This is a genomic window from Archangium sp. (assembly GCF_036277355.1).
Classification (GTDB): Bacteria; Myxococcota; Myxococcia; order Myxococcales; family Myxococcaceae; genus Archangium.
Map to the genome: position 1 here is coordinate 81362 of NZ_DASUNC010000130.1, position 18338 is coordinate 99699.

13 protein-coding genes are annotated in these 18338 nt (G+C 70.6%); 6 read left to right on the top strand and 7 right to left on the bottom strand.

What is annotated here, in order from left to right:
* Window positions 1-99: 99 nt before the first annotated feature.
* Genes VFZ09_RS31670 through VFZ09_RS31680 form a run of 3 tightly spaced genes read right to left on the bottom strand, consistent with a single transcriptional unit; the run spans window position 100 to window position 6308 of the window.
* On the bottom strand, window positions 100-3396 hold the full coding sequence (locus VFZ09_RS31670) for a CusA/CzcA family heavy metal efflux RND transporter (protein WP_329731444.1): 3297 nt from the start codon (window positions 3394-3396) through the stop codon (window positions 100-102).
* Between the two features lie 4 nt (window positions 3397-3400).
* On the bottom strand, window positions 3401-4831 hold the full coding sequence (locus VFZ09_RS31675) for an efflux RND transporter periplasmic adaptor subunit (protein WP_329731445.1): 1431 nt from the start codon (window positions 4829-4831) through the stop codon (window positions 3401-3403).
* Window positions 4832-4844: 13 nt separating this feature from the next.
* The gene (locus tag VFZ09_RS31680) at window positions 4845-6308 is read right to left on the bottom strand and encodes a TolC family protein (protein WP_329731446.1); all 1464 of its coding nucleotides are present in this window, start codon (window positions 6306-6308) and stop codon (window positions 4845-4847) included.
* 226 nt (window positions 6309-6534) lie between these two features.
* On the opposite strand from VFZ09_RS31680, the gene VFZ09_RS31685 reads away from it, so the two are divergent.
* Both VFZ09_RS31685 and VFZ09_RS31690 read left to right on the top strand, forming a co-directional pair.
* Entirely contained in the window at window positions 6535-7980 is a 1446-nt protein-coding gene (locus VFZ09_RS31685; RefSeq protein WP_329731447.1) for a HAMP domain-containing sensor histidine kinase, read from the top strand.
* Between the two features lie 3 nt (window positions 7981-7983).
* Window positions 7984-9384, top strand: a complete 1401-nt coding sequence (locus tag VFZ09_RS31690; RefSeq protein WP_329731448.1) for a sigma-54 dependent transcriptional regulator — start codon at window positions 7984-7986, stop codon at window positions 9382-9384.
* Here the strand turns inward: VFZ09_RS31690 and VFZ09_RS31695 are convergent, their stop codons facing one another.
* Window positions 9385-9717 (bottom strand): cupredoxin domain-containing protein, encoded by a 333-nt coding sequence (locus VFZ09_RS31695; RefSeq protein ID WP_329731449.1) that lies wholly within the window; start codon window positions 9715-9717, stop codon window positions 9385-9387.
* A gap of 280 nt (window positions 9718-9997) precedes the next feature.
* On the opposite strand from VFZ09_RS31695, the gene VFZ09_RS31700 reads away from it, so the two are divergent.
* From VFZ09_RS31700 to VFZ09_RS31710, 3 genes are all read left to right on the top strand, one after another.
* Complete coding sequence (locus tag VFZ09_RS31700) at window positions 9998-10618, top strand: acyltransferase (protein WP_329731467.1); 621 nt, start codon at window positions 9998-10000, stop codon at window positions 10616-10618.
* A gap of 143 nt (window positions 10619-10761) precedes the next feature.
* The gene (locus VFZ09_RS31705) at window positions 10762-11937 is read left to right on the top strand and encodes a two-component system sensor histidine kinase NtrB (protein WP_329731450.1); all 1176 of its coding nucleotides are present in this window, start codon (window positions 10762-10764) and stop codon (window positions 11935-11937) included.
* 134 nt (window positions 11938-12071) lie between these two features.
* Window positions 12072-14069 (top strand): neutral/alkaline ceramidase, encoded by a 1998-nt coding sequence (locus VFZ09_RS31710; RefSeq protein ID WP_329731468.1) that lies wholly within the window; start codon window positions 12072-12074, stop codon window positions 14067-14069.
* A 6-nt stretch (window positions 14070-14075) separates the two neighbouring features.
* Here the strand turns inward: VFZ09_RS31710 and VFZ09_RS31715 are convergent, their stop codons facing one another.
* Both VFZ09_RS31715 and VFZ09_RS31720 read right to left on the bottom strand, forming a co-directional pair.
* Window positions 14076-14891 (bottom strand): hypothetical protein, encoded by an 816-nt coding sequence (locus VFZ09_RS31715; RefSeq protein ID WP_329731451.1) that lies wholly within the window; start codon window positions 14889-14891, stop codon window positions 14076-14078.
* A 115-nt stretch (window positions 14892-15006) separates the two neighbouring features.
* Complete coding sequence (locus tag VFZ09_RS31720; protein ID WP_329731452.1) at window positions 15007-16437, bottom strand: serine/threonine-protein kinase; 1431 nt, start codon at window positions 16435-16437, stop codon at window positions 15007-15009.
* A 285-nt stretch (window positions 16438-16722) separates the two neighbouring features.
* Here VFZ09_RS31720 and VFZ09_RS31725 point away from each other — a divergent pair, with 285 nt between their 5' ends.
* Window positions 16723-17220: a gluconokinase gene (locus VFZ09_RS31725; RefSeq protein ID WP_329731453.1), complete on the top strand. Its 498-nt coding sequence runs from the start codon at window positions 16723-16725 to the stop codon at window positions 17218-17220.
* 3 nt (window positions 17221-17223) lie between these two features.
* Here VFZ09_RS31725 and VFZ09_RS31730 read toward each other — a convergent pair whose 3' ends face one another.
* Window positions 17224-18273, bottom strand: a complete 1050-nt coding sequence (locus tag VFZ09_RS31730) for a phosphotransferase (protein ID WP_329731454.1) — start codon at window positions 18271-18273, stop codon at window positions 17224-17226.
* Window positions 18274-18338 lie beyond the last annotated feature (65 nt).

The window sequence follows — 18338 nt, forward strand, 5'->3', positions numbered from 1 at the left end:
CCAGCCAGCCACCTCGCGTCTCCGTCCTGGCCCGGACGGTTGGCCTCGGGTTTCAGTGCGCGGCTGCGCAGACGCGGCCCGCCGAGCGGAGTGGAACGCTCACGCCATGACGGTGCTGGCCCCCTCGGCCTCGGGGGTGGCCGGACCGGGCACCACCTCGCGGCGCTTCCACAGGAAGTACACCGCCGGATAGACGAGCAGCTCCAGCAAGAAGCTCGTGGCCAGGCCGCCCACCATGGGCGCGGCAATCCGCTTCATCACGTCCGCGCCCGTTCCCGTGGACCACATGATGGGCAGCAGGCCCAGCATCGCCGCCATCACCGTCATCGCCTTGGGCCGCACGCGCTTCACCGCCCCGTGGATGATGGCCTCCTCCAGGTCGCCCACGGTGCGCAGCCTCCCGCGCTCCTTCGCCTCGTCGTGCGACAGGTCGAGGAAGAGCAGCATGAAGGCACCCGTCTCCGCGTCCAGGCCCATCAGGGCAATCATCCCCACCCACACCGCGATGGACACGTTGTAGTCGAGCGCCCAGAGCAGCCACACCGCGCCGATGGCCGAGAAGGGCACCGCCAGCATCACCAGGCCCGCCTTGAAGGCGGACTTCGTGTTCATGTACAGCAGCCCGAAGATGAGCACGAGCGTGAGCGGGATGACGAGCTTCAGCCGCTCCCGCACGCGCAGCATGTTCTCGTACTGCCCGCTCCACGTCATGGAGTAGCCCACCGGCAGCTTCACGCTCGCCGCCACCGCCTCCTTGGCGCGGTCCACGAAGCCACCCACGTCGTACTTGGACGTGTCGAAGTCCACGTAGACGTAGCCGGTGAGCATCCCGTTCTCGTTGCGGATCATCGAGGGGCCATGGGCGAGCACCACGTCCGCGATGGCCTCCATGGGAATCTGCCCCTTGCCGTCCGGCAGCGGCAGCAGCACGCGCTTGAGCGACTGGAGGTCCTCGCGGTAGTCCCGCGCGTAGCGCACGTTGATGCCGTAGCGCTCGCGGCCCTCCACGGTGGTGGACTGGTTGTCTCCGCCCACCGCCGTCATCACCATCATGTTCGCGTCGTCCACGCTCAGGCCGTAGCGGGCGAGCTCGCCCCGCTTGAGGACGAAGTCCAGGAAGTAACCGCCCGCCACGCGCTCGGCGAACGCGCTGCGCGTGCCCTCCACCTTCGCCACCGCCGCCTCCGTCTCACGCGCGATGCGCTCCACCGTGGCCAGGTCCGCGCCCATGATCTTGATGCCCACCGGCGTGCGGATGCCCGTGGACAGCATGTCCAGCCGGCCCTTGATGGGCATGGTCCACGCGTTGGAGATGCCCGGCAGCTGGAGCGCCGCGTTCATCTTCGACTCCAGCTCTGCCTGGGTGATGCGGTCGCGCCAGAACGGACGCAGCATCCCCTTCAGCCACTCGGGCGCCCAGCCGCTGTACCAGCGGGGCACCTCGCGCCACTGGGACTCGGGGCGCAGCAGCACCGTCGTCTCCATCATCGTGAACGGCGCCGGGTCCGTGGACGTGTTGGCGCGGCCCGCCTTGCCGAAGACGCGCTCCACCTCGGGGAACTGCATGAGCAGCTTGTCCTGTACTTGCAGCACGCGCTGCGCCTCGGCCACGGACATGCCGGGCTCCACCGCCGACGGCATGTAGAGGAGGGTGCCCTCGTTGAGCGGCGGCATGAACTCGCTGCCCAGGTGCAGGTACACGGGAATGGTGGTGGCCACCAGCACCGCGCTCACCGCCAGGGTGGCCTTGGCATGGCGCAGGACGAAGCGGCAGGGGCCCTCGTAGATGCGGTGCATCAGCCGGCTGATGGGGTGCCGCTCCTCCGAGTAGTACTTGCCCACGAGGGCGTGTGTCGCCAACGACGCCAGGAATCTCGGGCGGAAGTGGAAGGGCTCCACGCGGGCGAAGAGCATCCGCATGGCCGGGTCGAGAGTAATTGCCAGCAGCGCGGCGATGGCCATGGCGAGGTTCTTCGAGTACGCCAGCGGACGGAAGAGGCGGCCCTCCTGGTCCACCAGCGTGAAGATGGGCATGAAGGCCACGGCGATGACGAGCAGGCTGAAGAACACGCCCGGCCCCACCTCCATCAGCGCTTCCAGCCGCACCTGGTGGAAGTCGCCCTTCTTCCCGTCCTTCATCCAGTGGTGGATCTTGTTGTACGCGTTCTCCACCTCGACGATGGCGCCGTCCACGAGCACGCCGATGGAGATGGCGATGCCGGCCAGCGACATGAGGTTGGCGTTCAGCCCCATCGCGTACATGGGGATGAAGGCCAGCGCCACCGACACCGGAATGGTGACGATGGGCACGATGGCCGACGGGACGTGCCACAGGAAGATGAGGATGATGAGGGAGACGATGAGGATCTCCTCCACCAGCTTGTGCGTCACCGTGTCGATGGCGCGCTCGATGAGGTCCGAGCGGTCATAGGTGGTGACGATCTCCACGCCCTCGGGCAGCGAGGGTTTCAGCTCCTCGAGCTTCGCCTTGATGCGCTCGATGACGTTGAGGGCGTTCTCTCCCTGGCGCATCACCACGATGCCGCCCACCACGTCGCCCTCGCCGTCCAGGTCGGCCACGCCGCGGCGCAGCTCGGGGCCCAGCGTCACGGTGGCCACGTCCTTGATGGTGATGGGCGTGCCTCCCTGGGACTTGAGGACGAGCTTCTCGATGTCCTCCACGCTCTTCACGTAGCCCCGGCCGCGGACCATGTACTCGCGCCCGGCCACCTCCACCAGCCGTCCGCCCACGTCGTTGTTGCCCTGGCGCACCGCGCGTACCACCGCGTCCAGTGACAGCCCGTAGCTCGTCAGGCTGTTGGGATTCACCGTCACCTGGTACTGGCGCACCTGGCCGCCCACGGTGGCGACCTCGGAGACGCCTGGCACGCTTTGAATCTGATAGCGCAGGAACCAGTCCTGGTAGGAGCGCAGCTCGTCCAGCCGGTGCTTGCCGCTCTTGTCCACCAGCGCGTACTGGAACACCCACCCCACGCTGGTGGCGTCCGGGCCCAGCTCCACCTTCACGTCCGATGGGAGCTGGGGGGTGATTTTCGACAGGTACTCGAGCACCCGCGTGCGCGCCCAGTACATGTCCGTGCCGTCCTCGAAGATGACGTACACGTAGCTGAAGCCGAAGTCGCTGAAGCCGCGCACCGCCTTCACCTTCGGGGCGCCCAGCAGCGCGGTGGTGATGGGGTAGGTGACCTGGTCCTCGACGATGTCCGGGCTGCGGTCCCACCGCCCGTAGACGATGACCTGGGTGTCGGACAGGTCCGGCAGCGCGTCCAGTGGCGTGTTCCGCATGGTCCACCACGCGCCGATGAGCGCCACCACGGTGGCCGCGATGACCAGGTACTTGTTCTCCGCCGAGAAGCGGATGATGGCTCGGATCATGGGCTCAGTGGCCTCCGTGGCCGGAGGCGGCGGAAGGCGTCGCCGCGGGGGGCGAAGCGGGAGGAGACGCCGGAGCGCTTCCCGAGGAGGATGAGGCAGCCAGCGCCGCCAGCGAGGCGCGCAGGCGCGATTCGGAGTCGACGAGGAAGTTGGCGCCGGTGACCACCTCATCGCCCGCCTTCAGGCCCGACGTCACCTCCACGCTCTTCCCATCCGTCTCGCCCAGGCTGACCTCGCGGGGCTGGAAGCGTCCGCCGCCGAGCGCCACGAAGACGACCTGGGTGGTGCCGGTGGGAACGACGGCGTCGGCGGGAATCTTCAACCCCTCGCGGGTCGTGCCCCGGAGCACCACCTCGCCGAACATCTCGGGGCGCAGGTCGCCTTCGGGGTTGGGGAACTCCAGCCGCACCTTGATGGTGCGCGTGGCCGGGTCGAGCACGGGGTCGAGGAAGGCCACCTTCCCGGCGAAGATGCGATTGGGGAACGCCTTGAGCTGGAGCGTGGCGGGCATGCCCACCTTCACGTGGCGCAGCTCGTTCTCGTACACGTCGGCGAGCACCCACACGCGTGACAGGTCCACGATTTCATAGGGCGTGGCGCCCACTTCCAGCCGCGCGCCCTCCACCACGTCCTTCTGGGTGATGACGCCGGAGATGGGCGACACCAGGGTGAGGGAGCGGGTGGCCTCGCCCGTCTCGGCGAGCCGCTCGAGGGTGGCCTGCGGCACGTCCCACAGCTGCAGCTTGCGCCGGGCCGCCGAGACCAGGGCATCACCATCCGCGGACATCCCGGACTGGCCCAGGGCCTGACGCGTGCGCAGGGCCAGCAGGTACTCCTCCTGGGCCGCGAGCAGCTCGGGGCTGTAGACGGAGAAGAGCGGCTCGCCCCGCTGTACCGGCTTGCCGGTGAAGTCCGCGTACACGCGCTCGACGAAGGCGGGCACCTTCAGGGTGACGCGGCGCACGCGGGTCTCGTCCATGGCCACGCGGCCATTGGTCCGCCAGGTTCCTCCGACCTTGCCCTCCGTCACTGGCGCGGTGCGCAGACCGATGAGCTGCTGGCGCGCGGGGTCGATGGTGACAGGCGCCAGGCCGTCGACCGCGGGGGCACCCGGATCTCCAGCGGAAGCCGACGCGGGCGTCATCGGCACCAGGTCCATGCCGCAGATGGGGCACTTGCCCGGGTGGTCCTGCACGATGCTCGGGTGCATGGGGCACTGGTACTTCGTGGCCGCCGGCTCGGAAGCAGCCGGGGAGTCCGTGGCCGGGGTGGCCGGCGCGTGGGCCTCGTGCGCGTCATCCCCGTGCGACAGCAGGTGCACGGCGCCACCGCCGAGGACAGCGCTGCCCAGCGCCGTCACGGCGAGCGCAACGGCACCGAAGCGGCGGCGCGCGGGAGGCGGCGAGGGGGGCAGTGGGGGAGTCTCGAGAGACATGGGTTCTCCAGGGCTACATCCCTGACATGGAGGAAGAGGAAGAAGAGGCGGCGGCACCCGGCGAGCCACCCGTGGGAGCGGCGCCACTCGCGGGAGCGGACGGAGTGCTTCCCGCCCCGGGCATGCCGCCCGCCGCCTGCGCGGTGCCGCCAATGGAGGCCACGGGCTCCAGGCTCACCTCCGCCTGGGCGATGACGAGGCGCTGCGCGTCGACGAGGGTGCGCAGGTAGTCCTCCTCGTCGCGGATGATGCCGGTGTTGGCCTCCAGCACCGAGGCGAAGGAAGCGCGCCCGACGCGGTACTGCGTGAGGGTGCTTTCCGCGGTTGCCGCCGACTGCATCAACAGACCGTCGCGGTAGATGGCCGCCGTGTCGCGCAGCGCGGCCAGGGCGATGAGGCGCTCCCGCACCCGGAGGCGCAGCACCTGCTCCAGGGCCTCCACCGCACGGGCCGAGGCATCGGCCTGGGCACTGCGCTCGGCCACCACGCGGTCCTGCTTGCTCCCGGAGAAGATGGGCAGCGGCACGCCGATGTTGGCCTGCCACATGGGAGGGAAGTCACCGCCGCGCGGCATCACCCCGGCGCTCACGGTGAAGTCGGGCAGGCGTTCCTTCCGCGCCAGCGCCACCTGCTGCCCCGCCTGTGCCACCAGCGCGCGCTGTTGGGCCAGCTCGGGGCTGCGCTCGAGCGCGTCCTTCTCCGTGGCTTCGACGTCGCCGGGCTCGGGCACTCCCAGGTCTCGCACGCGCGTGGTGGTGGGCAGGGGCGTCTCCAGGGGCCGGCCGCTCAGCCGGTTCAGCGTCTGCACCCGGACGCGCTCCTCGGCCTGCAAGGCGATCCGCCGCTGGCGCAGCCGGTTGAGCTCGAGCTGGGCGCGCAACAGGTCGGACTGGGCGCCCTCGCCGGTCTCGTAGCGGATGCGGGCCATCTCTGCCGACTGCTTCCAGAGGGTCTGGAGCCGCTCCAGCAGCATCAGCCGCTCACGCGTCAGCAGCAGCTCCAGGTAGCCCCGGCGCACCTCGGCCTCGATGGACAGCCGCACCCGCCCCATCTGCGCCGACGCCGCCGTGGCGCCGAGCTTCGCGACCTCGGAGCGCAGCGCGCGCTTGCCGGGGAAGGGCAGGGACTGGGAGACCATGATGCTGAAGTAGCTGGTCTCCATCTCGCCAATCATGAGGCCGTTGAAACCGTCGTTCTGGATGCCCAGCTGCAGCACCGGGTCTGGCAGGGCACTGGCCTGGGGCACGCGCTCCCGGGCGGCCCGGACGGGGGCCTCGGCCTGCTGCAACTCGGGGCGTGTCTTGAAGGCTTCCGCGAGGAGCTCCTCGAGCGTCGGGTCCGTGGGCGTGCGAGTCTCCTCCTGGGCGAGCGTCACCAGGGGCGAGCACAGCACCAGCACGAGGGCGAGGGACCCGAGCGCATGGCGCCGCCCGCCTGGGGTGGAGACGGGCTGGGAGAGGTCGTGAGGGGTTCGCACGGCGAGGGGTTGTGCAGGGGGTGTGCCACGGGCCGGAGCCCCTCCGGGCGAGGCGGTCCGAGGGGCGCGGGGGGTTCCAGGCCCGGAGCTACCGGCGCGACAGGAGCCCGGGGCGTCACGGTGTAACCGGGGGAATCACATGGGCCCGGGTGAAACCCCGGCCTACGCTGGGAAGGGCAACTGGCACCCGGCTTGCGTAGTACTGGTGGTGGAGGAGCGCTCATCCATGCAGGTCCCCTCGGGCACGGCCCGGCGTCTCAGTCTGGCCCTCGCCGCCCTGGTCTCCCTCTTCGTGGTGTCATCCGTGCTGGTGCTCGTGCACATGCGGGAGATTCATTCCCGCATGGTCGAGATGCAGGCGCGGCAGCATGCCGTCCGCTCGGCGCTCGAGGTGGCCAGCGCCATCCGCGACACCTACGCGCACCAGGCCCACACCCTCATCCTGGGCAACGACAGCCACATCCACTTCTACGAGACGGCCGCCCGCCGGGTGACGCGGCTGACGGAGGAGATGAAGGCGCAGTCCCTCGGGCCCGAGGAGCGCGCCTGGGTGGAGGACATCGAGCGGGCACAGGGCTCGTTGGACACGCTCTTCCGCGAGGCGCTGCTGCCGGCGGTGCTGGCGGGGCGGAAGGAGGACATGGAGCGCGAGCATGGCCGGGCGTTGGGGCTCGTGTCGCAGATGGAGGAGCGCACGGACCGGCTGGTGAGCCACTTCAACCACTCGGTGGACGCGGCCGAGGCCCGCGTGGCCCAGCTCCAGAGCTCCGCCTTCCAGTGGACCCTGTTCTTCCTGGTGGGCGCGCCGCTGCTGGCCATCGGCGTGGGCGTCTACATCGTCCGCTCGGTGGCGCGGCCCGTGGCCCGGTTGCGCGAGGGCGCGGCGCGGCTGGCCGCGGGGGACATGCATGCGCGCATCGACATCGCGACCCCCGACGAGTTCGGCGAGCTGGCCGGACAGTTCAACGCCATGACGGCGGCGCTGCGCGAGCATCAGGAGCGGCTGGTGCAGAGCGAGAAGCTCGCGGGAATCGGCCGGCTGGCGGCGGGCGTGGCGCATGAGATCAACAACCCGCTCACCGTCATCCTCGGCTATGTGGGGATGATGAAGAAGAAGGCGGAGGGGAGCCTGCGCGAGGACCTCCAGGTCATCGAGGACGAGGCGGTGCGGAGCCGCGACATCGTCGAGGATCTGCTCGCGCTCTCCCGCCCCTTGCCAGCGCAACCCGAGCCGGTGGACCTGCGTGCCCTGTGTGAAGAGGTGGTGGAGCGGCTGCGGCAGGGTGGGCAGTTGGGCGCCGTGCAGGTGGAGGTGGAAGGCGAGGCGCGGACCGCGGGACACCTGACGAAGCTGCGCCAGGTGGTGCTCAACCTGATGCGCAACGCGGTGGATGCGTGCGGAGAGACGGGGCGTGTCCGGGTGCGCCTGGTGCAGACGGAGAAGGGAGCGGAGGTGCACGTGGAGGACACGGGCCCGGGCCTGAGCGTGACGGCGCGCGAGCGCCTCTTCGAGCCCTTCTTCACCACGAAGCCCAGCGGGACGGGGCTGGGGCTGGCCATCAGTCAGAGCATCGTGCAGGCGCACGGGGGCAACCTGGAGGCCGCCGCCGGTACGGGGCCGGGCGCACACTTCACGGTGTGGCTGCCCGCGACGTCGCAGGGGAGGGCGTGAGACATGGAGACGCGCGGACGTGTGCTGGTGGTGGACGACAAGGAGAACATCCTCAAGCTCTTCGCCCGGCTGCTGGGTGACACCTATGAGGTGACGTGCGCGGAGGACGGGGCGCGCGCGCTGGCGCTGGTGGAGGCGCAGGAGTTCGACGTCGTGGTGTCCGACGTCCGCATGCCCGGGGCGGACGGCTTCGAGGTGTTGCGTACCGTGAAGTCCCGCTACCCCGATACCGAGGTGGTGATGATGACGGGCTACGCCACGGTGCCGGACGCGGTGGAGGCGATGCGGGCGGGAGCCTTCGACTACCTCCAGAAGCCCTTCCTCCCGGACGCGCCCGTCGAGCTGGTCGCTCGGGCGATGGAGCGCCGAAGGTTGCGCCTCCAGGCGGAGAGCCTGGGGCCGAAATCTCCGAGCTCGGACTTCGCCTTCGCCGGGGCCGTGGGCCGCGGCGCGGCGATGCAGGAGGCACATCGTCTCCTCGAGCAGGCGGCGCGCCTGGACATCACCGTGCTGCTGACGGGCGAGACGGGCACGGGCAAGGAGCTGGCGGCGCGGGCCGTCCACCTCAACAGCGCCCGGCGGGAGAAGCCCTTCGTGGCCGTCAACTGTGGAGCCCTGCCGGCGGAGCTCGTGGAGAGCGAGCTGTTCGGCCACGGCAAGGGCGCCTTCACCGGCGCGGCCCAGGCGAAGGCGGGCCTCTTCGAGGAGGCCCACGGTGGGACGCTCTTCCTGGACGAGGTGGGCGAGCTGCCGCTGAACGCACAGGTGAAGCTGCTGCGCGTGCTGCAGGAGCGCGAGGTGCGGCGCGTGGGCGAGACCCGGCCCGTGCAGGTGGACGTGCGGGTGGTGGCGGCCACGCACCGGGACCTGCGTGCGGCCGCGGCCCAGGGACGCTTCCGCGAGGACCTCTTCTACCGGCTCAACGTCTTCCCGGTGCAGCTGCCGCCCCTGCGCGAGCGCAAGGAGGACATTCCGGTGCTGGCGGCCCACCTGCTCGACAAGCACTGCAAGGCGATGGGGCGCACGCTGGAGGGGATGACTCCGGAGGCGCTGCGGACGCTCGTGGGCTACCCGTGGCCGGGCAACGTGCGCGAGCTGGAGAACGCCCTGATGCGCGCGGTGGCGGTGGCCGCGGGGCCTGGCGTGACGGAGCGGGACCTGCCGCCCGAGGTGCGCGAGCGTCAGGAAGGTTCCCTGCCGGGGGGAGCGGCGAAGCATCTGCCCTACCGGGATGCGCTCGACCTGGCCAGGGACCGCTTCTCGCGCGAGTACCTCACGGCGCTGCTGCGCGACTTCGAGGGCAACGTCACCCGCGCCGCCGAGCACGCTGGCATCGAGCGCGAGAGCCTGCACCGGCTGCTCAAGCGCTACAGCATCCGCTCCGACGACTTCAAGCCGCGGTAGCTACTGGATGGTGACGAGCCCGCCGATGTGGTCCATGGCGCACGCGTAGCGCAGCGTGCCCGACTCGCTGGGGGTGAACTCCAGGGTCACCGGCGTGTTCAGGGGCAGGGGCTGGTTGATGCCCAGGTCGTCCAGGATGATCTCCTTGGCGCACGTCTTGTCCGTCTTGCGGGTGATGACGAGGCGGACGGTGTGTCCCGCCTTCACCGTCACGTTGGCGGGCTCGAAGCCCTTGGACGTCACCGTGATCTCCACGGTGCGCACGCCGCTCTTGTTGGCCGGGGCGGCGGCGAGCGTGAGGGCGGTCAGGGCTCCCATCAGCAGGGTCTTCATGGGTGGCTTCTCCGGAAGTGAGTTTCCGCTCCCAGGCAAAGCACGGCGCGTGCCGGGGTCCGCGCGCGCCTGTTCTCGCGGGGTTGGGGCGCGGGGGCTCGGGTGGGCGTGTCCATGGGGGTTTCCCTGTAACCCGCCCGGTCACGGTCGGGAGGGCTGCCGCGCCTGGCGGGTATGCGGTGGGGGGCCTGGTTGCATGGGTGCTGCCCCGTGGTAGTCAAACGCCGTGGACGATCTCGACGCCCGCCGCCGTGAGCAACACAAGCAGCGCCTGTCCTGGATGCCGTGGCTCTACTTCACGCTCAAGCCGCGCCACCGCGCCTGGGCCGAGGCCTGGCAGAAGGAGGTGCAGGACAACCTGCGCGCGCTGGAGACGGTGGAGATCGCCGAGGGCTGTTTCATCTCCCCGGACGCGAACCTCTTCGCCGAGCCGGGCCGGCCCATCCGCATCATCGGCCCTGGCGTGAGCATCGCCGCCAACGCCTTCGTGCACGGGCCCGTGGTGCTCGAGGCCGGCGTGAGCCTCAACGCGCGCGTCAGCCTGGATGGGGGCGCCGGGGGCATCCACATCGGCGAGGGCAGCCGCATCGCCACCGGTGCCACCCTCTATGCCTTCGATCATGGCCTCGCCCCGGACAGGCCCGTGCGCGAGCAGCCCGTCACCTCTCGCGGCATCGTGCTCGGCAAGGACGTGTGGGTGGGTGCCAACGCGGGCATCACCGATGGCGTGCGCCTGGGCGACCACGCTGTCGTGGGCATGGGCGCCGTCGTCACCCGTGACGTGCCCGCCTGGGCCATCGTCGCCGGTGTCCCCGCCCGCGTCATCGGCGACCGCCGCGAGCGCCGCCGCTCCGGCACTCCCAGTGCGTCCTGGTCACCACCAGACGATTCGGATCCATAACCACCGGACTTTTCTAGAAAATTCTGTCAACTCCTGAGAAACCGGTAGCTGGGCAACGGCCGTGAATTGACGTGGTTTCATTCGTGGGCCTTATGCTGGTGACATCTCCGACTGAGCAGCTCCCCGGGGGAAAGGAGCGCGGTATGGCGTACCAGCAGCTCTCGCAGGTCATGGCCTTCGAGGGCGAGACCCCCTCGAGCAGCACCTTGTCCCGCATGGGGATGGTCGCCCTCGCCGAGAGCCTCCGCTCGGGACTGTCGGCGGACGCACTGCGCTACCACTTCCTGGCCGAGCAGCTCAGCGAGGTCGTCTTCCACCTCGATGGCCAGGGCAACCTCACCTTCCTGGGCCCCACGTGGACGGCCCTCACGGGGCTGGCCGTGGAGGACGTGCTCGGCCAGCCGCTGGCGGAGATGGTGCACCCGGAGGAGCGGCCGCGCGTGCAGGCCATGCTGGACGCCATCGCCGCGCGGGTACAGGCCTCGTTCCGGCTCGAGCTCAAGCTGCTGGCGGCTGGTGGCCCCCGGTGGGTGGAGCTGGCCGCGCACAGCTCGCCCACGGGCCAGGGCGAGGTGCTGGGCACGCTCGCGGACGTCACCGAGCGCCGGCAGCTCCAGGCGCGGCTGCAACAGTCGGACAAGCTGGCCACGCTGGGCATGCTCGTGCCGGGCTTCACGCACGAGATGAACAACCCGTTGGCCTTCATGCTGGCCAACCTCGACTACCTGCTCTCCAGCATGGGGGACGTGGCCGGGTCCGCGCCGGCCTCGCAGGTGGCCGAGTGGCGCGAGGCGGTGGGCGAGGTGCGCGAGGGCGCCGAGCGGTTGCGGCAGCTGATCGGCCACCTGCGCAGCTTCCGCTCGGAGTCCCAGGGGCCGGTGGACCTGAACACGCTGCTCGACTCGGTGGGGCAGATGGTGTCCAGCACGCTGCGCTCGCGCGGGCGGCTGGTGCGCGACTACGGGGCCCGGGCGGTGGTCGCCGGCAGCGAAGGCGGACTGCGTCAGGCGCTGCTCAACCTCGTGCTCCACGCCGTGCTGTCGCTGCGGGATGGGGGAGACACGGAGGAGAACGAGGTCCGCCTGGTCACCCGCGAGGCGGGCGGCGGCCACGTGGTGGTCGAGGTGCATGACACCGGAGCCGGCCTGCCTCCCGAGCAGCTCTCGCAAATCTTCGAGCCGGGCTTCACCCCGCGCGAGGCCCGGCCGGCCTTGTCGGTGTGCCGGGACATCGTCCGCGGGCTCGGCGGCGGCATCACGGTGACGTCCGTGGTGGGCCGGGGGACCGTCTTCCGCGTGACGCTGCCGATGGCCTCCTGAGTTCCTAACCTTCATGAAGGGCCGAGACCCGGCTCTTCCTGGAGGTTGGCGTGGGGTCGTTCATCCGTCGGGGGGTGCTCGCACTGCTGTTAGTGCTCGCCGCCTGCGGCCAGCGCGGTTCGCGCGAGGCCCGCATGGACGGAGGGCTCCCGGTGGGGCGGGGCGGTCAGGGGCTCGGGGGCACCTGTGCCGGGCAGCAGTCGTTCCTCATCGGCAGTGGCATCCACGACATCACCGGTCCCGCCGCCGAGGTGGGGATGATGGGCTACGTGGAGCTGAAGCAGCAGACGGCCGGCATCCACCAGCGTCTGCGCTCGCGCGCCTTCGTCATCGCCTCGCCATGCAACGGCAAGCGCGTGGTGTTCGTGAGCGTGGACCTGGGCATGGTGTTCCAGGGCGTGAAGCAGGAGGTGGTGCGCCGGTTGAAGGCCGCCTTCGGGCCGCTCTACTCCGACGACAACGTGCTGCTGAGCGCCACGCACACGCACAGCGGGCCCGGGGGCTACTCGCACTACGCGCTCTACAACCTGAGCACGTTCGGCTTCGAGCCGAAGAACTTCGAGATCATCGTCCAGGGCATCTACCAGTCCATCGTGCGCGCGCACGAGCACCTGGCGCCGGGCCACATCACCCTGGCGGCGGGGGACCTGCTCGACGCGAGCCGCAACCGCTCGCCCGAGGCCTACCGGCTCAACCCCGCCGAGGAGCGTGCGCGCTACGCGGACGACACGGACAAGCGGATGACGCTGTTGCGCTTCACGAAGGACTCGGGCGCGGAGGTGGGGCTCATCAACTGGTTCCCGGTGCACCCCACGTCCATGGGGGAGGACAACCGGTACATCAGCGGCGACAACAAGGGCTACGCCTCCTATCTCTTCGAGAAGGCCAAGGGCACGCGCTACGACGCCACCGGGGATACCTTCGTGGCGGCCTTCGCGCAGGCCAACGAGGGGGACGTGACGCCCAACATCTTCGGTGGCGAGGACGGTGGCGGCCGGGACGACTTCGACAGCACGGCGCTCTCCGGGCGCAAGCAGTACGAGCGCGCCGCCTCCCTGTACGCGAGCGCCAGCATGCCCCTCACGGGCGGCGTGGACTACCGGCACGTGTACGTGAAGATGGATGACGTGGAGGTGTGGCCCGCCTTCACGGGAGGCCCTCCGGCGCACACCTGCACGGCGGCCTTCGGCATGTCCATGCTGTCGGGCGCGGAGGACGGGCCGGGCGTGGGCGGTGGCGAGGGCGCGACGTGCGCCGCCATCCATGACCTGTGGAGCGCCTTCACCTGCACCACCACCACCACGGCCTGCCAGGCGGAGAAGCCCATCGTGCTGGAGATGGGCTCGATGAAGCCCTTCCCGTGGAGCCCCGAGGTGCTGCCGCTGCAGCTCGTCACGCTGGGCAACGTGGCGCTGGTGGCGGTGCCCTTCGAGCTGACCACCATGGCGGGGCGCCGCCTGCGCGAGACGGTGCGGGCGCACCTCGGGCCCGCGGGGGTGACGGAGGTGGTCATCGCCGGCCTGGCCAACGCCTACGCCGGTTACGTGGCCACGCGCGAGGAGTATGCGAAGCAGGACTACGAGGGCGCCTCCACCCACTTCGGGCCCTGGACGCTGGCGGCCGTGCAGCAGGAGTTCGACGCGCTGGCGCGGGCCCTGCGCGAGGGCTCGCCGGTGCCTCCGGGGCCCACGCCGCGCGACCTGTGCCACCAGCAGAGCCGGCTGCGGCCCGGAGTCCTGCTCGACGACAAGCCGCTGTGGGCGCACTTCGGGGACGTCTTCTCCGATGCGCGCGCGTCCTATTCGCGGGGCGAGACGGTGCGCGTCACCTTCTGGGGCGGACACCCGAAGAACGATCCACGCCTCCAGGGCACCTTCCTGCGCGTGCAGCGCCGCGCGGGCCTCTTCTGGGAGGACGTGGCATACGACTGGGACTGGGAGACGAAGTACACGTGGCGGCGCAGCTACTGCATGCCCACCCTTGCCTGCTCGCACGTCCTCATCGAGTGGATCATTCCCCCGGATGCCGTTCCCGGCACCTACCGCATCGTCCACGAGGGCGACTGGAAGTCCGGCTGGGATGGCCGGGTGCGCCCGTACCGGGGCACCTCGCGCACCTTCACGGTGAAGTGAAGGCGCTCAGCTGCAGGTGCGGTCCGGGTTGCAGTTCTTGTTGCACTTGCGGCAGGCCTCGCCGCCCTTGCCGCACTTGTCCTTCAGGTTGCCCGGCTCGCAGACGTTGTTCGCGCAGCAGCCCGCGCACGAGTTGGGGGTGCACCGGCACGTCCCCTGTACGCACTCCTGGCCCTGGGCGCACGGGCCACTGCTTCCGCACTTGCACTGCCCACCCACGCAGCGGTCCACCGTCAGGTCGCTGCACGCGGGATTGGCGCCGCACACACAGACGCCGCGGGCATCGCACGTGTCCGCCTGCCGGGGATCGCACGCCACGCAGCTGTTGCCGCCCGCGCCGCACGTCTCCGGCGAGGCGCTGGTGCAGACGCCGTTGTCGCAGCACCCCGTGCACCCCAGGCAGAAGGTGTCCGAAGTGGAGGGCTCCAGCCGCAGGGTGACGTCCACCTCGTGCCCATCGCGCAGCTGCACGGTGCTCTCGCCCCGGGCCACCACGCTTCCGTCGCGCAGGCCCTCGACGTACACCTTCGCCTGGGCGCCGTTGGCGGCGTCGTCCCCCAGCACCACGCGCAACGTCTCCCCGCTGGAGAGCAGCCGCGCCGGTTGCTCCGGAAGCACGTGGGGCCCGAAGGGCTCTCCTTGCTGCACCGTGCCCCACACCCGTACCTGGGTGAGCAGCAGCGTGGGATCGAACTCCGTGGTGACGTAGAGCGCCGTGCCCGAGGCCGTGCCCGAATCCCGGCACGCTCCCAGCAACAACACGGCGCACACGAGCACCAGCTTCCAACCCCTCCGGGTCGCCGTATCAGGTCCGCGCATCATGGCACACACGAGGGTATTCATTGCGCACAGCCCGGGGTGTGTACTGGAGTCCCCCCCGTCGAGCCCTGGACGTTCCCACCTCGTGAAGTGATGGGAAGCGGACACCTGGAGTGTCTCAGAGCTGCGCCAGGGCTTCTTTCAGGGCCCCCGGATGTGGAGCCACGGACGGTCGGTGTGGCGGGTGCAGCCGCGTCAGCAGCTCGCGCAGCCGGGGCGAGGGGTTGATGAACTGCAGGCCGACGCCCGGAGACATGCGCCAGGCACGCGCCTGGGCCGAGTCCACGTGCCGCACCACCTCGCCCACGCATTCCACCTCCTCGCCGCCGATCAACAGGGTGAACTCGAGACGGGTGAAGATGTGAGGGAAGGGTTCCGCGCAGCACATGAAGAGGCCGCCGCGGCTGAGCTCGCTGCAGTGCACCACCACCGAGCCGGCGTCCCGGGCGCGCCGCACCCGGGCCGTCCAGGTGGGCGGCGGGGTGGGATCATTCGGATCCGGCAGGGTCGGGAGCCTGGGGATGGGCGTGTTGCCGGGCTCGGAGGCCACCTGCGCGGCCTGGGCCAGCCGGGAGGCCTGGGGCCGCGAGGCGGGCTCGGGCTGTACGGAGGCGAGCAGGGCCTTCTTGAGCTCGAGCGCGCTGGCGAAGCGCTCCGAGGGGTTGCGGGCCAGGGCGCGCAGCAGGACGCGGGAGAGCGCCTCCGGCACGGCGGGCGCCAGCTCGTGGGGCGCGCGCAGCGGGGCCGGCGGCTCCGAGGAGAGCACCAGCTCCGCGATTTGTCCGCGCGGGTAGGGCAGCTGGCCGGTGAGGAGCAGATAGCCCGTCACGCCCAGCGAGTAGACATCCGCGCGCCCATCCACGGGCTGGCCCGCCCACTGCTCCGGGGCCATGTACGCGGGGGTGCCGAACACCTGCCCCGCCATCGTCTGCTCCGGACCACCGGCGCCGTGCAGCGCCTTGGCCACGCCGAAGTCGAGCACCTTGAGCGTGGGGCGCTCGCCCGGGCGCTCCATCATGAGGAGGTTGTCCGGCTTGAGATCCCGGTGCACCACGCCGCTGCGGTGCACGGCCTCCAACGCGTCACAGGCCTGGGCGAGCAGCCACGCCACCAGCTCCGGCTCCGCGGGGCGCTGCATCCGCGACAGGGGCACTCCGTCCAGGTACTCCATGACGAAGTAGTGCAGCCCGTCCTCGGACTCGTTGATGTCGAAGATGCGGACGATGTTGGGGTGGCCGATGAGGTTCACCGTGCGCGCCTCGGCGTAGAAGCGCGCGCGCAGCCGGTCGTCCTGGGCCATGGTCGGGTGCAGCACCTTCACCGCCACCCGGGCGCCGATGATGGTCTGCTCGGCGAGGTACACCGTACCCATGCCTCCGCTGCCCAGCAGCTGGGTGAGCCGGTAGTGCCCGAGTGTGCGGCCGCGCAGATCGAACAGGGCAGGAATCGTTCGCGGAACCGAGTCCGAAGACTCGGCCCCCGTCCAGGTGACCTGTTCGATACACGGGGCGCTGACGGGATGTTCTGACGAACAGTTCTCGCAGTGCATGGCGGCTACCCAACACCTGCAAGGGCCATGCTCCCTTTCTGAGAGGCGGGAAGGGGCCGGAGCGGTGTCGTGAGGGGTGGGCCATGGCGGGAAATCAAGGCGTTGCAGTGCCCACCAGCGCACGCCTCCGGGGAGCGCCGGACGCGTTGCTCAATTCGTTCAGCCAGACGTGGGTAGGATTGATCAAAACTTCCACATCTCCCGGGTTTCAATCGATCTTCTGCTCTCGCTGCCCGGCTGCGGTGGATGTGCAAAAAGCACGGGCGAGCCGGGGAGGACACACGCGTGGTCATCATCGTCATGGGGGTGTCCGGGTCGGGGAAGACGACGGTGGGACAGCGGCTCGCCGCGGCGCTCGGGTGGCGGTTCCGGGACGCGGATGATTTCCACCCTCCCGGCAACATCGCGAAGATGGCCGCGGGCACTCCGCTCACGGACGAGGACCGCGCGCCCTGGCTCTCGGTGCTGCGGGAGCTGGTGGGGAACGCGCTGGCGGCGGGGGAGTCGCTGGTGCTGGCGTGCTCGGCGTTGAAGCACTCCTACCGGGAGCGGCTGACGGTGGACGCGGCGCGGCAACGGTGGGTGTACCTGCGGGCACCCCGGGAGCTCATCGCCGAGCGGTTGAAGGCGCGTCAGGGCCACTACATGCCGGTGTCGCTGCTCGACAGCCAGCTCGCGGCGCTGGAGGTGCCGGAGGACGCGCTGGTGGTGGAGGCCACGGCGGATCCGGACACACTGGTGGCCACCCTCCTCCGGGAGCTGGGGCCGCGGCCGGCCTCCTGAGCGTCACTCCAGCTCGTCCAGCTCGCGGAAGGCGGGCCATACGAAGGGCGGCACCGTCCAGCGCTCGCGCAGGCGCGTCTCCAGCGTCTCCAGCGTGCGGGCGAGTCCCGGGAAGCCCTCGACGGGGGCGAGCAGGGTCCGGCAGCGCGCGAGGTGGTGCAGCAGGGCGGCGCGCTCGGAGAGGCCCGGAGCCCACTCGCGGTCCTCCTCCAGCACGCGCGGGTGCAGCCACTGGAAGAGGTTCACCGTGCGCGCCAGCGCCACCGTGGCCCGGGCGTGCACCCAGGCCGAGTCCGCCTGGGCCGCCTCGCACTGTGAGGACAGGGTGATGCGGTAGGTGATGTCCGCGCGGGCGATGAGCTCGTCCGGCAGGGGCACGGTGACGAGCCACATCAACGCGTCGTACAGCGCGTGCCGCATGCCCGCGTACTCGAAGTCGAGCAGGCGCGGGCCGCCGGGGGTGAAGAGGACGTTGCCCGGCGCGAGGTCCCCGTGAGTGAAGGCGAGGAAGGGCCCCGGGTTGGCGAGCGTGCGCGCCACGTTCTGCAACTCCTCATGCAGGCCCGGCGCCGCCTCGGCCTCCACCGCCGAGAGCCAGCGCAGCAGCCGCCCCTCGTTGTCGAGCAGGAAGCGCGCGTTCTCCACCCGCACGCGCTGGGGGCGTGGCGGCAGGGCCTGACGGACGAGCTCGTACTCGGACTGGAGGCCCAGGGTGCGCGCGTGGAGCTGTCCGGCGAGGCGCGCGGTGGCGATCAACCCTCCGGTGGCCGCGCGGGCATCCTCTCCGCGCAGCAGCTCCTCCAGCGTGCGTCCGCGTCCCAGGTCCTCGAGCACGAAGAGGCGCGCGTCCACGTCGGCGGCGAGCAGGCGCGGGCCGAACTCCAGTCCCTGGCGGGTGAGGAAGTCCGCGCCGGCCTGGTCATCGAGCCCGCACACGGGGTCATCCCGGAAGTGCTTGAGGATGATGGCCGGCACCGGGCCGCCGCGCACCTGGGCGCGCACCACCACGCTGCGCGACTCGGTCTTGAGAAGCTCGGGGGCGCCGAGGAGCACCGGGCGGCCCCAGGCCGAGGACAGTGCACGGGCTGCGTGGGCCAGCAGGGAGGTGAGGTCTGGCG

Coding starts and splice junctions, on each gene's coding strand:
- VFZ09_RS31695 (WP_329731449.1), bottom strand. CDS start 9,717: ATGAAGACCCTGCTGATGGGAGCCCTGACCGCCCTCACGCTCGCCGCC.
- VFZ09_RS31690 (WP_329731448.1), top strand. CDS start 7,984: ATGGAGACGCGCGGACGTGTGCTGGTGGTGGACGACAAGGAGAACATC.
- VFZ09_RS31675 (WP_329731445.1), bottom strand. CDS start 4,831: ATGTCTCTCGAGACTCCCCCACTGCCCCCCTCGCCGCCTCCCGCGCGC.
- VFZ09_RS31685 (WP_329731447.1), top strand. CDS start 6,535: ATGCAGGTCCCCTCGGGCACGGCCCGGCGTCTCAGTCTGGCCCTCGCC.
- VFZ09_RS31700 (WP_329731467.1), top strand. CDS start 9,998: ATGCCGTGGCTCTACTTCACGCTCAAGCCGCGCCACCGCGCCTGGGCC.
- VFZ09_RS31715 (WP_329731451.1), bottom strand. CDS start 14,891: ATGATGCGCGGACCTGATACGGCGACCCGGAGGGGTTGGAAGCTGGTG.
- VFZ09_RS31670 (WP_329731444.1), bottom strand. CDS start 3,396: ATGATCCGAGCCATCATCCGCTTCTCGGCGGAGAACAAGTACCTGGTC.
- VFZ09_RS31720 (WP_329731452.1), bottom strand. CDS start 16,437: ATGCACTGCGAGAACTGTTCGTCAGAACATCCCGTCAGCGCCCCGTGT.
- VFZ09_RS31710 (WP_329731468.1), top strand. CDS start 12,072: ATGGACGGAGGGCTCCCGGTGGGGCGGGGCGGTCAGGGGCTCGGGGGC.
- VFZ09_RS31705 (WP_329731450.1), top strand. CDS start 10,762: ATGGCGTACCAGCAGCTCTCGCAGGTCATGGCCTTCGAGGGCGAGACC.